Here is a 14,270-nt window from a genome sequence, read left to right as displayed (position 1 = left end):
GCGTAATGCTCCTGGAAGTTGATACAGACTGGTAAGGTGATGCAATGAAAATAGCCTTCGTATACGATGCTGTATATCCCTGGATCAAAGGGGGTGCAGAAATGCGCATTCATGAACTGGGGATGCGGCTTTCTTCAAAGGGGCACGATGTGCACCTTTTCGGGATTAAATGGTGGGAAGGCGGAGACGTTATTGAATATGAAGGCATGACCCTCCACGGCGTTTGCAAAGCAAGGGAACTCTATGTGGCTGGCAGAAGGTCAATTTCTGAAGCACTTTTATTTTCAGTGAAATTGTTTCCAGCACTAATGAAAGAGAAATTCGACCTTATTGACGTAAGCGTATTTCCCTATTTTTCCTGTTTTACCGTAAAGCTTATCTCAGTTTTAAAAAGTAGTCCTGCAATCTTTACATGGCATGAAGTCTGGGACGACTACTGGTATGAATACATGGGAAAAGCAGGCTTTTTCGGAAAAGTGATCGAAAAAGCGGTTTCTAAAATATCGGATAATAATATAGCGGTTTCGGACTGGACGAAGAAGAGGCTTGAAGCCCTCGGGACCCCTGAAAATAATATAATGGTCATTCCTAATGGGATCGATTTTAAAAGGATTTCCGGGATTGAACCGGAAGGTGGCCTGAATTCTGCAGGACTTGATGAGAAAATTTACGACATAATCTTCGCAGGCAGGCTCATAAAAGAAAAAAATGTTGATGTTTTGATAAAAGCAGTGGCTCTCCTTAAAGCTGATTTTCCAGACATCAGGTGCTGTATTGTTGGGGATGGACCTGAAAAGGCAGCGCTTGTGGAGCTTGCAAGGAAGCTGGAAGTTTCTGAAAACATCAAATTTACAGGCTTTCAGGAGTACGGTGCTCTGATCGGAAAAGTCAAGGCTTCAAAGGTACTCGTGCTGCCTTCTTCAAGGGAAGGTTTCGGGATGGTTGTAATCGAGGCTTTTGCCTGCGGGGTGCCTGTAGTAACAGTAAGGGAGAAGTACAATGCAGCGCAGGGACTTGTTGAAGATGGAGTGGACGGGCTTGTTGTGGAACTGGGGGAAAGGGAGATTGCAAAAGCCGTGGAAAAAATGATTGAGAAGAGCTCAGGGAACAGAAAAGTTTCAGAAGCTGCATTTAACAAAGCTGAAAAATATGATTGGGATGAAGCATTAATGAAACTAGAAAATAGTTATGAGGAACTTGCATGAAAATTGCTATTTTCCATGATTACATCGGAGCAATCGGCGGAGGAGAAAAACTGGTTCTTACCCTTGCAAAGGGACTGGGAGCAGACGTGATTACTACAGATGTAGACATGGATTCCGTAAAAAAAATGGGTTTTGAGGCCGTTAAAATCATAAGCCTTGGGAACACCTTAAAGATGCCACCCTTAAAACAGATAGATGCCTCTTTTAAATTTGCAACCTGTGATTTTTCGAAAAAATATGATTTTTTTGTTTTTTCCGGGAACTGGGCACTCTTTGCAGCGAAAAAACACAAACCAAATCTTTACTACTGTCACACACCAACAAGAGCTTTCTATGATCTTTACGATGTGTACCGTAAAAACCAGTCAATTTTTGTTTCTGTACCATTTATGGTGTGGGTACAGTTGCACAGGAAAGTTTCTGAGTACTACTTATCTCATGTATGTAAGATTGTGACTAACTCCGTAAATACTAAAAATAGAATAAGAAAGTACTTAAATAGGGATTCAGAAGTAATTTATCCTCCGGTTGACACTTCAAGATTTAAATTCAAGGAATATGGAGATTTCTGGCTATCCGTAAATCGGCTGTATCCTGAAAAGAGAGTGGAACTGCAAATTGAAGCTTTCAGAGAAATGCCAGATCAAAAACTGCTTATCGTCGGAGGCTATGCAGCAGGAGATCATGCATCAGGATATGCATCCAGATTAATGACTGGACTTCCAGAAAACGTAATGTTGATTGGCAGTGTTTCAGAGGAAAAACTACTTGAATTATATACCACCTGTAGAGGACATATCACAACGGCAATGGATGAGGATTTTGGGATGACACCTATTGAAGCCATGGCCGCAGGAAAACCTGTAGTGGCAGTCAAAGAAGGCGGATTCCTCGAAAGCATGATAGATGGCAAAACAGGACTGCTGGTTGAAGCAAATGTAGAAAGTATTATAAAGGCAATAAGAATCGTCTCGGAAAATCCGGAAAAATTTAAGGATTCGTGCCTTCAAAGAGCAAAACTTTTTGATACATCAGAATTTATTAGAAAAACGAAAGAGGTAATCAGTAGATGAGCAAAAATTTATGGAAATATCGTCATCTTATAAAAAGACTGGCAATTAGCGATTTCAAGGTACGATATAAAAATTCAGTCCTGGGCTTTTTCTGGTCATTATTAGAACCACTACTGATGCTATTGGTGTTATATGTGGTATTTGTAGATGTATTTCCAAGTACTCAGAAAAACTACCATTTATTCCTTCTTCTTGGCATTGCTCTGTGGGATTTTTTTACAAAAGGTACTTCAATGGGCCTGCAAGCCATAATCAGCAAACCTGGCATGGTAAGACAGGTCTATATCCCAAGAGAGATATTGATATTTAGTTCATCTCTTACCGCTCTTATGATGGCAGTGCTTGAAATTGGGGTATTTGGTATTTTCATGGTAATTTCAGGGGTGGTGCCAACATCAACTGCTATTTATTTCCCCATTATATTCATGATCATATTTATACTCGTATTTGGTACATCCCTTGCATTAGGCGCACTCAATACATACTATAGGGATGTCCAGTACATCTGGGCAGTCATTCTTCAGGCTGGTTTTTTTGCAAGTGGCGTTTTCTTTGACTTCTCAACTTACGAGAGTGATATTAAAGGATTGTTACTTTTGAATCCAATGGCAAGAATAATCTTAATATCTAGAGAGTCGTTGCTGTATAATACAGCCGTATCTTCCTGGGATCTTGTCTTCTGCTTTGCTTCATCCCTTGTGATGTTACTTGTTGGGTATCTTATCTTTATGAAGCTTGAGCCTGGATTTGCAGAGGAGGTTTAATTATAATGGACATTATCGAAGCAAGAAACGTATGGAAAAACTACAAGATCCCGCACGAAAAAAGAAATACGTTATTTGAATCATTATATGGGCTGATGGATAGTAAAATGGGATATGAATCATTCACTGCATTAAAAGATATAAATTTCACAGTCAAAAAAGGAGAGTGGCTTGGAGTCATAGGCCATAATGGAAGTGGGAAAAGCACTCTTCTAAAGGTCATAGCAAATACGATTCGTCCTACAAAAGGCAAAATAACGGTAAACGGCAAAATAACTTCATTTTTGGAGTTAGGAATAGGTTTTCAACCGGATTTAACCGCAAAAGAAAACATAAAAATTTATGGCGCCATAATGGGACTCTCAGACACTGAGATAGAGGACCGAATAGATGGTATTCTTGAATTTGGAGGATTAACCCGTTTCAAGGATACAAAAATCAAGAACTTTTCCAGTGGAATGATTGTAAGGCTGGCGTTCTCAACTGCAGTTCAAATCGAACCGGAAATTCTTCTTCTGGATGAAGTTCTTGCAGTAGGCGACCTCGATTTTCAGAAAAAATGTTTTGAAGTTTTCGACAGATATAGGGAAATGGACAAAACGGTTGTTTATGTCAGCCATGATTTGAGTACAGTACAGCGTTTTTGTGATAAGGTGCTTCTATTGAATCATGGAGAACAGATTGGAATCGGAACTGCAGAAGAAATGATAAGTATATATCAATCTATCGCATAAACATCCTGAGAATTTACAATCAAAAGAAGATATTCCGGAATTTTCCAGTATGATGAATAAATGGTAATTATTCAGCATACAAAAACCAGTTTATTGAGAGTGATTTTGACGACACAGAGAGATATGATTACTACTGATGATAAATAGAGAAACGCAATCAATAGCCAACTATTAGATGAAATTGCGTGCGGCCGCCCCACCCTAAACAGGCGGCCTGACAATTACCTCCAGTAATAATTTAATTCATTCTTTTTCTATTTAAAGGCATTATATACTTTTTTTACATATTTTTGCCCTGAAATTGAATTGTCGGACAGCCTGAAGGTCGAGGTATTCGTGACCTTCTGTACTCCCGAAATAATAAATTTAAGGATTACATGGAATGACTGGTTTACGTGCTATTCCGTATCCTCCCAATATTAAGAATATTAATTCCCAAGGATAATGATATCGAGATTGCACTTCAAGGAAACTGTGAAGTAGCACAAAAATAAAAAAGATCATGAAAAGAAACTGAATTCCAATGTTAAGATTTGTGCTCTTTAATTTATAGCAACCCAATAAACTAAAAAATAATATCCCAAAATAGAAGAATTGGGAGACTGCAAGCATTAGCAATTGATTATGGAGTATAAAAACAGTTGATTTGGTTGTATCCATATTCTGGATACTCCAATAAGTTCCAAATGATTCGTCGCCCCACATTATATTAAATTTTTCGAATATTAGTTTAGTAAATCCTCCGGGATTTTCAGTTATACGAGATAAACCAGTCTGAAAAGCAATTTTTTTCGCTTCTTCTGGACTATAATCGTTCCATATTTGACTGTCAACCGGATTCCACTGCCCTTTGTACTCAGGATTTGTGCCCACAAGCAATGAATGTTGTATTCCTGTACTCGGGTCAGAAGGGGTATCAACGAGTAAACCTAGACCAGTCACAAAGATCCAAACAATAACAAAACCAGATATTAAAAAAAGAGATGATTTGACCTTTTTTTTAAAAGATTCTTCTTGAACAAATAGTAACGTCATAAAGCCTGTGGCAACAACGATTAGAGATAGAAAACGAACGGTATAAGCTAATCCAAAGACAACGCCCGCTAAAAAAATATTTGTATATGCATTATCTGGTGTCACTTTAATAGCTCCGATAAACAGAGCTATTCCGAGAAAAAGAACAAAAATAAACAAATGCTCTGAAGCCAGGACACTGCTATACATAATTTGAGCAGGCCAGATTAAATATAGTACCGCAGTTATCCTTGCAATACATTCATCAAATAAATGTCCCGCAATCAAATAAAGCAGAATTCCTGTCAATGCACTAAGAAAAACGTTTAGTAATTTTGCTACAAAAAGATTTACACCAAAAATTTTATAAATGATTCCCAGCACAAAAGAATATCCAAAGCCTCTCCCATCATAATCTATAGATAATAAATGGGCTGGAAACTGTTCGGAAATGAGTATTCCAAAATTATTATAGACTTCAAAATCTGAAAAAGGTATGGTTGGTACTGCTAGTATCCAAATTAAACGCAGTAAAATAATTACAAAGACGCTAATAATCAAAAAATGCTTTGTTGATCCCTTTTGAATAAAACTGTCAGTATCAGAGAGAATATAATAAAAACAACAGCCTATGAACCCAAAAACAAATATCCAATATTTGGGGATGTTAATTAAATAATAGTTTTGAATAGACAAAATTGAACTAATAAAAAAAACATATCCGATAATGTAAACAAGAACGTGGTCAATTCGATATGTTGACCACGTATTATTGATTTTCATTTATAGCTCCTAAATATTGATTTTGACTTATAGCTTCTAAATATTGATTTGTAATCTGTTCCTGGCAAGTAATTACAAAAATTTGAAATAATCTATCTTACACACTTGCCACAGATGTCCTTTCAGTCATCACCACTTTTCATGCCATCGTTTTTTCTGAAAACTGTCCTGGTTACTCAAACATGTGTTTTTGAAATATCCCACAAATTTCTATTTTTTGCTTTCGTTGAAAATTTCCAGAACCCATTTTCCGGGCTTTAGTTGAGATGATAACTGCATATTTTAGAAAAATCTTCAAAAACGATAACAAGAGAAATGTTATCTTTTTGAAGACATCTGCTGAAGGTCGGATCTTATATCGGCAGCAAATACTTTCCAAAACATATAAGTTTTTGATTCCAACTTTTAGATTGGATACCTGAAATTATATTTACAGTGCATTATTTTTCACATACACCTCTAAATACAATTTTTCATATTTTCGGACCATAGCATCGAGATTATATTCTTGATTGACTCTTTTGATTCCCATTTTCCCTGAAACATTCCATTTATCGTTATTAGTGTAAAAATCAATCATTGATTTTTTGAGAATTTCAAGGTTTGGCAAATTTTCATTCATCTTATAGTCAAACACATTTGAAATATTTAGATTAGTAATATCACCATAAGCATTAGGAATTATAATCCCAATGTCACTGTTCTTGATAACTTCGCGCGCACTTCCAACGTCTGTCAGGATCAAGGGAAGACCATAATGCATGGCCTCCATTACGGAAATACTCCAACCCTCTATCAGCGAAGGTAGCAAAAAAGCATTTGCTATCTGATAAAGACAATGCATATCCTCATCAGAAACGAATTTAAGTTGAATGATATTTGATTGAAGACCATATTCGCGGATTTTCTTTTCAATAGCCTTATAATAATCCTCCTCAAGAACAGGACCCACAAAAATAATCTTCATATTTGCATAGCTATTTATGAGATCTTTCATCGCACTGATTACGTTAATATGTGATTTCAAACCCGAATAGCCTGCAACGACAAGAAACACATAGTCGTTTTCCAGAAGACCAAGTCTGGCCCTCATCTCCTGAATCTTCGACTCAGGTGTGGAATAAGTCTTAAAATTAACACCATTAGGAATTACATTGATTTTATCAGGATCTATCTTGAAATAATGTCTTGAATACTTCTTAACGTTTTTTGAAACCGCGATATAAGACGAGATGTACTTGTTTTCATTTAAATATGCAGAGATTTCATGCTCCTGAAACCAGACATAATTATTATGTATTGTTGAGACTACAGGAATGTTCATTCTCTTTGCAGTCTCCAGCCCGAAATTGGAATAATGCGTGTTTATTATATCTATATTATAATTTTTAAGAATCTCAGCAAATTTCTCCTTGCTGTTATTGATAGAAATTACAGAGACTCCCTCACTAAGGCACTTATCTGAAATGTATCCTCCGGCTTGCACATAGGCAACATAAACATTGAATTTATTTCTATCAAGATTTGTTGATAAATCATATACTACTTGCTCCAGCCCACCCTTATTGAGACTTGGAGCCAAGAGCAATATATTTAATTTCCTGTGAATGTAAATTTCAGGCAGTTTTTTATCATAAGTGGCTCTCGTGTTTCGATAGAATATAGAGTCATTTGCCAGTTTAAGGATTATCTTCAGATTGGTGCCGCTGAAATCAGGGATATAGAAAATCTTTTCGTTATGATCATGGTGTAAGATATTAAAGGATTCAAGTTTAAAGCAAAGAACCCAGTCAAAAGCCTTTATTGTACTTTCATCAACCGTAGTCTCATCAATATCCTGATCGATGACAAGTATTTTATAAATTTTTGGGTTTTCAGATATAATTTGCAGCGCGGAGTTTACTTCGGAGAGTTTACAAAAGAGTAGGCCTTTTTCAGAAATACTTTCAATGTCCTGAAGACTTTCCAAGATAAAATTACCTTCTGCTTTATAGTAGCGGCTCATATTCTCAAATTCAGCAGAGGAACCTGCAAATAAGATCTCAAATGGTTTTTTATAAAATGCTCTTCTTTCCTTATCATATTCCATAAGGTCATTTACCCGCTCATAAATACCCAGTTCTTCAGCCTTTGCATTTAATGTATTATCATGGACACGATATCGATAAAGAATGTCCTCACTGCCTAGATGTTGAATATTGAATAAACTGTTAATTCGCATCCAATAATCATAATCTTCGCATCCAAAGGTGAAAGGGTCGTAATCTCCAATAACCTTACCAACCAGACCTCTGTACATAAAACAAGCGCCAATAAAATTATCCTTTTCTTCGTTGAGATGCTCGGTAGTCTCTGGAAGATGAATAAAACTGGACCCCTGAGGTTTTTGATTTTGAACCCTAAAATTGCTATCTGTTAAAGGTTCTCCTCGATCATCAATGATTTCATAATCGCAATAAACCATGTCAGCATCAGTATTACTCTTTAAAAAATTAACCTGCACTTCCAGCTGCTTTGAATCCATGATATTGTCAGCTGATGTCCATGTAAAGAACTCCCCTTTTGCATAAAAAAATCCATTGTTAAGGGCCTTAGGCAATTTTTGGTTTTGCTGGGACAATACCCTAATTTTTGGGTTGTCTACATATTTATTCAGAACTCTTTCCACACCATCCCTAGAACCATCATTAACAATAATCAATTCAAAATTCTGGTATGTCTGGTTTAGAACGCTCTGAATTGACTCATCCAGAAGATCTGCCTGATTGTAAACAGGCAAGATCACACTTACCTTACCCTGTTCCTGACCAAAATACAATGAACTGTTAATGTACCCTCTTTCCATGGCTTCATTATTGTCAAGTTTATCACATCTTATTTCGGTAATCAATTGATCAAATTCTTTTGCCCTTGCATCCCAAGTATTTTCTTTTGCCTCTTTAGATAACAACTTCAAATATTCATGGTTGCCTATTAATTGCAAAGCCTGGTCAACTTTGTTAATAAAGTCCTCTTTATCCTTCCCAATCAGGACAGAACGATATTTACGGCATTCCCTTATATTTGTGGAGACTATTGGCTTTTCAAGTGCCATATATTCAAAAAGTTTTATAGGATTCGTCGATTCCGTAATCTCATTTAAAACAAATGGAATCGTTGCAACATCAAAGAATTTTGCGTATTCGGGAAGTATAGAGTAATCTTTTGACCCTAAATAATGAATATTTGAATGTTTATTTAGCTCCGCTTTTTTTATGGATTCGTCATAAATCATACCAATAAGTACGATTTCATACTGAGGCCGCGATTCAGCTAATTTCTCAATTAGATCAAAATCAAACCATATTGAAAGAGCGCCATAGTATCCGATAATGGGTTTTTGTAAATCAACAATATTTTTTAAGTCTTTTGGAATCGGGATAGAAGCCGATAGATTACCAAAATGGTTATAATCTACTCCATTTGGAATCAGGTGAATGTCCTTTTCACCCTGATTTGCAACATTATCCACAAGTTTATCTGCAGTTGCAGCAAAAATATCGGCTGATTTCAGCATGTACTGGTGCCTGTGGAGAATGTCATCAAGTAATATTGGGCCAATAATATCCTGACTGATCTCATCAATATAATCATAGATAACCAGGCCTCCTTTTCTTTTAATATCCTTTATATCTGAAATCATGACATTTGGATTTGTACATGAAAGTAACAGAATGAGTTCTGATAAAGAACTGACCAGTAAATCATACTTGTTTGTTAAATAAAGACTTTCTTGGATCTTCTGAAACCCATCGACCTTATCTAGCTTATTGTCCCCGACCGAATAGAAGAATAAATATCCAAGCTTGGAGAAAGCAAGAGCAAGTTGCTGAGGACGTTGAAATAAAGGAATATTCCAGTCAACCGTAGGGGGATAAACAATAATTCCTTTTATTTTCCCTTTATGTTCTCCCAGAATTTTCTCAAGCTCCCTTTCATATGGCGAGGTCTCTGATATATTCTGAGGCTTTTCAGCCGCTCCTACAAATTTGTTGAGAGAGGAAGATAAAAATCTGGTAATTGGAGAGTTTATTTCAAAATACTTGCCATAATACTGGCTAAATCTCCAGGAAAGGGAATTTTCACGATCCTGGAGAACTCTAGATAAACTATCTATAGAGAAATCTTTGTTACTTATATCCAGCTTTAATTTTTCATTAGTAGATTTCAACGTTGAAGCTTCGTTATTTATTCTATTGACTTCCAGTCTCAAATCTTCAATAGTTTTTTGCAAGTTGAGAATCTCATCGTCCTTATTGAGAATCTCATGATCCTTAATCTCTATCTGAGATTTGTAGTCTCTATTTAAGTTATATAATAAAGTCTGATTACTGAGCTCGTCTGATAAAATCTTATTATTGAGGTCATTTATCTTTGAAGAAAGCTCAGAGATCTGGCTCATATATATTTTTATAGAATGATTAGAAGCAGAATGATCGAAAGAATAGGTAGCTCTTTCGACATTCGATTCAATTTTAATCACATTATTCAGGAGATCTTCCGAAATTATTGAAACATTACCTGCTTTTGGTCTGGCAATTAATGCGATTAAATAGTTTTGTTCCCTTGGGAGAAGCTGTTGATCTATATCCTGATATTTTGTTCCTATTTCGGGGTTAACATAAGTAAACTGATCATAAGAAAAATGCTTTCCTATATGTTGCTCCTCAATAACTTCAAGACCTGCAGCTTCTGCAAGATGTTTCATAGAGTCGCGAAGCAGTTCCCTCCCCCATATCCATTCACCTTTTTCCATTGCCTGCTGGCGGAATAGTAAATAAGGGATACTTTTTGCATTTGGCACGAGGACAAGAACATATTTTCTGGCAACCTGTCCCATTCTCTTTAAAGTTTCGATAACATCCCAGGCATCAAAATGCTCAAGTACTCCGGAATTCCAGACAACATCATGAGGTTCGACCAGGTCGGCAGATAGGTCGAACATGTTTGCATGAATATAATTTCCTACAAGATTATTTTGTTCATAATGCTCTTTTGCTTTTTCCAGAGCTACTTTACTGAAATCAATAAGTGTGGTATGAAAACCTTTACCTGCAAGATATCCAGACAAATGCCCGCTTCCACACCCAACTTCAAGCAAGGACGCACCAGGCTCAATCCCCAAACCTAAAAATAATTGTTCAATCTCTTGACCTAATTTGATTTCCGCAATATTTGCAGTTTCAGAGTAAGTTTCTGCTACATTATCCCATAATTGGGGGGATTGAGAATTAATCAATGTGTCATCATTTCTTTTCATAGTATCAAAATTTAGAGATTTATTTGCGTAGATTACTAGCAATTGATAGCCATACCAAAAAACAGATGATCGGGTATCCAGGATTTTAGAATAAATTTTTTGGAAGGATTCGGTTTTATCGGGGAAAAAATATTCACTCAAAGAAATCTCATGATCCTTAATGCGATTTTCTTCCCTATATGGCACAAGAGCGATGTATATATCTTTTGTGTGAGCTAAATGTTCCTGAAAGTATGGTTTCGGATCTGCAAAATGTTCAAGACAATTCGAACAAACAATTACGGAGAATTCTTCGTTCAACTCTGACAAACTTCCGGATACAAAACTGAGATTCTTGTATTCATTTTTTGCTTTTTCAATAGCGTTCTCTGAAATATCCAGTCCTTTAACTTTAGCATTAGGGAATTTGTTTTGTAAAAGGTTAACTCCCTGACCTAAAGCACATCCCCAATCAAGAATAGTGATTTCCGGATTATCAATATATTTTTTGATACTTACAGGCAAATTTTCAATAATCAACTGCATAAAATATTCGGTTTGTTCTCTTCCTTTGTTTATTTCCCATTTAATTTTAAAATATTCTTCCCACCATTCTTTGGAGTTTATCTCAGCAAACACAATATCACTCACTCTTTAAGAATTAACAATTAAAATGCCCGATTTGTTTAATGTTCCAATTTTTGAATTATCAACTTAATCATCTTTTCCGACTTTCGACCCCAGGTGTTTTCTTCTGTAATCTTAAAAACTTCTTCAATATTCACATTTTTAGTGAGAGAAACAGGAACAAACTGCAGGAATTCATCTAAATTATTTGCGACATATATTGCGTGATCAAACTGTTTTACTTCAGGTAAATTGGTCGAAATTACATTTTTTCCACTTGAAATATATTCATAAAATTTGAGAGGATTCGAACTCAATGTTAACTCATTAATTTTAAAAGGAATTATACAAACGTCAAAAGCTTTAATGTAATTCGGAAGTATTTCATAAGGCTTCATCCCAAGTATAAATATATTTGGATATTGCTTTAAGGAATCAATTTCGTTTTTTACACTGGGAAATTCCGGCCCAACCAGTACAACAGAAAGATCCGGATATTTTTGGCTAATTGCTTTTATAATGTCAAAATCGACCCAGTCACTGAGAGCACCGATATACCCTACAATCGGTGTTTTTATGTGTGCTATATCTTCAGGAATTGGGATATCTGTCATTGCCTTCTTGAAATGATCCACATCAACCCCATTACCAATCAGATACACATCATTCTTTCTAGTCTTCAGGATATTATTATGTAAATATGAAGAAGCTACGAAAACGAGATTTGCTTTCTCGATTAAGTTATCCAGATACTTTTTCATCCAGGATGGAACATTAGAGAATGCAAGTTTATCATCAATATAATCCAAAACAACCATTTTTTCCTGTAGCTTCCCTATTAAAGTCGAATATCTGGGCTCATAGTAGAAAAGAACCGGCTCTTTTATATTCTTCTGTTTTAAAATGAAACGAAGCCAGAAAGAGATTAAAGAATCATTAATCCACCTTAAATTCTCTGATCTGTCTATCAAGGGAATCGATGGTAACGAAACAATCTCTATATTTAGATGTCTTCTTGTGAACAACCGCTTAGGCTGCGTAAGTAAAACAGGAATTGACGTGGGTTCAATAAATAGAATTCTCCAGTTAGAAGGGAATCTTGTAAATAATTGCTGATGCCTCTGCCAGAGTGCGTCCCAGAAAATATCAGAGAAACAGACAATATCCAATGGGACGCTCTCTGCTGAAGACTCCATTATTCGGTCCTCAGAGTATCAATAATTTTTTCTGCAGCCCTTCCATCCCCAAAAGGATTGATCCAGGTCCTTTTTTCGCTCATCATATTGATAGCTGATTGGATAATACGATCCGGTTCAACACCTGCCAGGACATTAGAGCCGACTTCCAGTGTTTCAGGTCTTTCGGTATTATCTCTCAGTGTTACACAGGGTGTCCCCAGAATGCAGGTTTCTTCCTGAACTCCGCCTGAATCAGTAAATACAAGTCTGGCATTCGCTTCAAGCTGCAGGAACTCCAGAAAACCTACAGGCTTTATAGGCCTGATCCCTTCCAATGAAAAACCGAATTCCTTGATTCTTTTTTCTGTTCTCGGGTGTATAGGGAAAACAACAGGTAGAGAATATTCTTTTTGAATCGTGGAAATACCTTTCAATAATTTGCCCAATTGTTCCCGATTATCGACGTTCTCAGCCCTATGGGAAGTGAGAAGGAAGTATTCTTTTGACTTCAAGTTCAAATCATTCAAAACATCTACATTCTTGTTAGAAATCTCTAAATTTTGCAAAACAGCGTCAACAATTGTATTACCAGTTACAAATATTTTGCTTTCTTCTATACCCTCTTTCAGCAGATTTTGCTTTGAAAGCTCAGTGGGTGCAAAGAGATAATCCGAAACATGATCTGCTACAACTCGATTTATTTCTTCGGGCATGCTGCGGTCATAACTTCTAAGGCCAGCTTCCACATGCCCTACTTTTATATGTACTTTAGAAGCAGCAAGAGTGCCGGCAAGTACAGTATTTGTATCACCCTGAACTAAAACCACGTCTGGCTTTTCTTCAATAATGACTTTCTCGATACCCTCCATGATTTTACCTGTTTGCTCTGCATGGCTTCCGGAACCTACATCGAGATTATAGGCTGGTTTCGGCAACTCAAGATCATCGAAGAAAGCCCTATCCATCTCATAGGAGTAGTGTTGGCCAGTGTGCAGAACGAAATAATCAAGGTTCCTTTTTTCACATTCTCTTATCAGAGGAGACATTTTAATAATTTCTGGTCTTGTGCCTAAGATTATTGAAAGCTTCATTTTAAGGTCTCCATTTAAAGAATAATATTGGACTAAAATTGATTTTATCAAAGTTTGGACTTTTAAGAGCTTATGTACGAGATCTCAAACTCATTAAATTGATTTAATGGTATGTATTTTACAACTCAAATCCCGATCTGGAGAGATCTCTACACGCAAAATATTTATTTTAAGTGAACTCATGAGTATATTTTTAACCAATGTATAATGACAAATATGACAAGTTCTACTCAAAAAATTAACATAAAACTAATAATTTTTTAATAATCATAGAAACATGTGTATAATCCTTTCTACGACAAACAATATAAATATTGATTTATAGCGGTACTTGTAATTTGATAATCTAGAAGTAATTCAAACAGCCAGGAGTAGGCTGTGTGTCGATTTTTCATTACAATCACAGATTTCAAGAAGTAAATGAATAGGATATCCCACATCCGAAGAACCAAATTTTATACAATAGGCAAAAATTGACTTTGAATTTACAGCAAATTCGTGACACTGCCGAAAATAGACTACA

The 14,270-nt window shown here is 36.0% G+C and carries 8 protein-coding genes; 4 read left to right on the top strand and 4 right to left on the bottom strand.

Features of this window, described 5'->3' with window-relative positions:
• The first annotated feature begins 44 nt into the window (after positions 1-44).
• The 4 genes from EO93_RS10685 to EO93_RS10670 are packed head-to-tail and all read left to right on the top strand — an operon-like array spanning position 45 to position 3,776.
• On the top strand, positions 45-1,205 hold the full coding sequence (locus EO93_RS10685) for a glycosyltransferase family 4 protein (protein WP_048162520.1): 1,161 nt from the start codon (positions 45-47) through the stop codon (positions 1,203-1,205).
• Positions 1,202-2,278 carry a glycosyltransferase gene (locus EO93_RS10680; protein ID WP_048162519.1) on the top strand — a complete coding sequence of 359 codons (1,077 nt, stop codon included), beginning with the start codon at positions 1,202-1,204 and terminating at the stop codon, positions 2,276-2,278. The genes EO93_RS10685 and EO93_RS10680 overlap by 4 nt, the downstream gene beginning before the upstream one ends.
• A complete protein-coding gene (locus EO93_RS10675; RefSeq protein WP_048136463.1) occupies positions 2,275-3,042 on the top strand; it encodes an ABC transporter permease in 768 nt (255 codons plus the stop codon). The genes EO93_RS10680 and EO93_RS10675 overlap by 4 nt, the downstream gene beginning before the upstream one ends.
• Before the next feature lie 5 nt (positions 3,043-3,047).
• A complete protein-coding gene (locus EO93_RS10670) occupies positions 3,048-3,776 on the top strand; it encodes an ABC transporter ATP-binding protein (RefSeq protein WP_048162518.1) in 729 nt (242 codons plus the stop codon).
• A 366-nt stretch (positions 3,777-4,142) separates the two neighbouring features.
• On the opposite strand, the gene EO93_RS10665 is transcribed toward EO93_RS10670, so the two are convergent.
• The 4 genes from EO93_RS10665 to wecB all read right to left on the bottom strand — a co-directional run bounded on the left by EO93_RS10665 (position 4,143) and on the right by wecB (position 13,798).
• The gene (locus tag EO93_RS10665) at positions 4,143-5,351 is read right to left on the bottom strand and encodes a glycosyltransferase family 39 protein (RefSeq protein ID WP_162198701.1); all 1,209 of its coding nucleotides are present in this window, start codon (positions 5,349-5,351) and stop codon (positions 4,143-4,145) included.
• Between the two features lie 652 nt (positions 5,352-6,003).
• The gene (locus EO93_RS16560) at positions 6,004-11,502 is read right to left on the bottom strand and encodes a glycosyltransferase (RefSeq protein ID WP_156161297.1); all 5,499 of its coding nucleotides are present in this window, start codon (positions 11,500-11,502) and stop codon (positions 6,004-6,006) included.
• A gap of 35 nt (positions 11,503-11,537) precedes the next feature.
• Complete coding sequence (locus EO93_RS10655) at positions 11,538-12,674, bottom strand: glycosyltransferase (RefSeq protein WP_048162516.1); 1,137 nt, start codon at positions 12,672-12,674, stop codon at positions 11,538-11,540.
• The gene (wecB, locus tag EO93_RS10650) at positions 12,674-13,798 is read right to left on the bottom strand and encodes a non-hydrolyzing UDP-N-acetylglucosamine 2-epimerase (protein ID WP_235284211.1); all 1,125 of its coding nucleotides are present in this window, start codon (positions 13,796-13,798) and stop codon (positions 12,674-12,676) included. Before wecB ends, EO93_RS10655 begins: the two co-directional genes overlap by 1 nt.
• Between the last annotated feature and the right edge of the window lie 472 nt (positions 13,799-14,270).

The organism is Methanosarcina sp. 1.H.A.2.2, assembly GCF_000979975.1.
Lineage (GTDB): Archaea > Halobacteriota > Methanosarcinia > Methanosarcinales > Methanosarcinaceae > Methanosarcina.
This window is presented reverse-complemented; position numbering and strand designations above follow the sequence as displayed.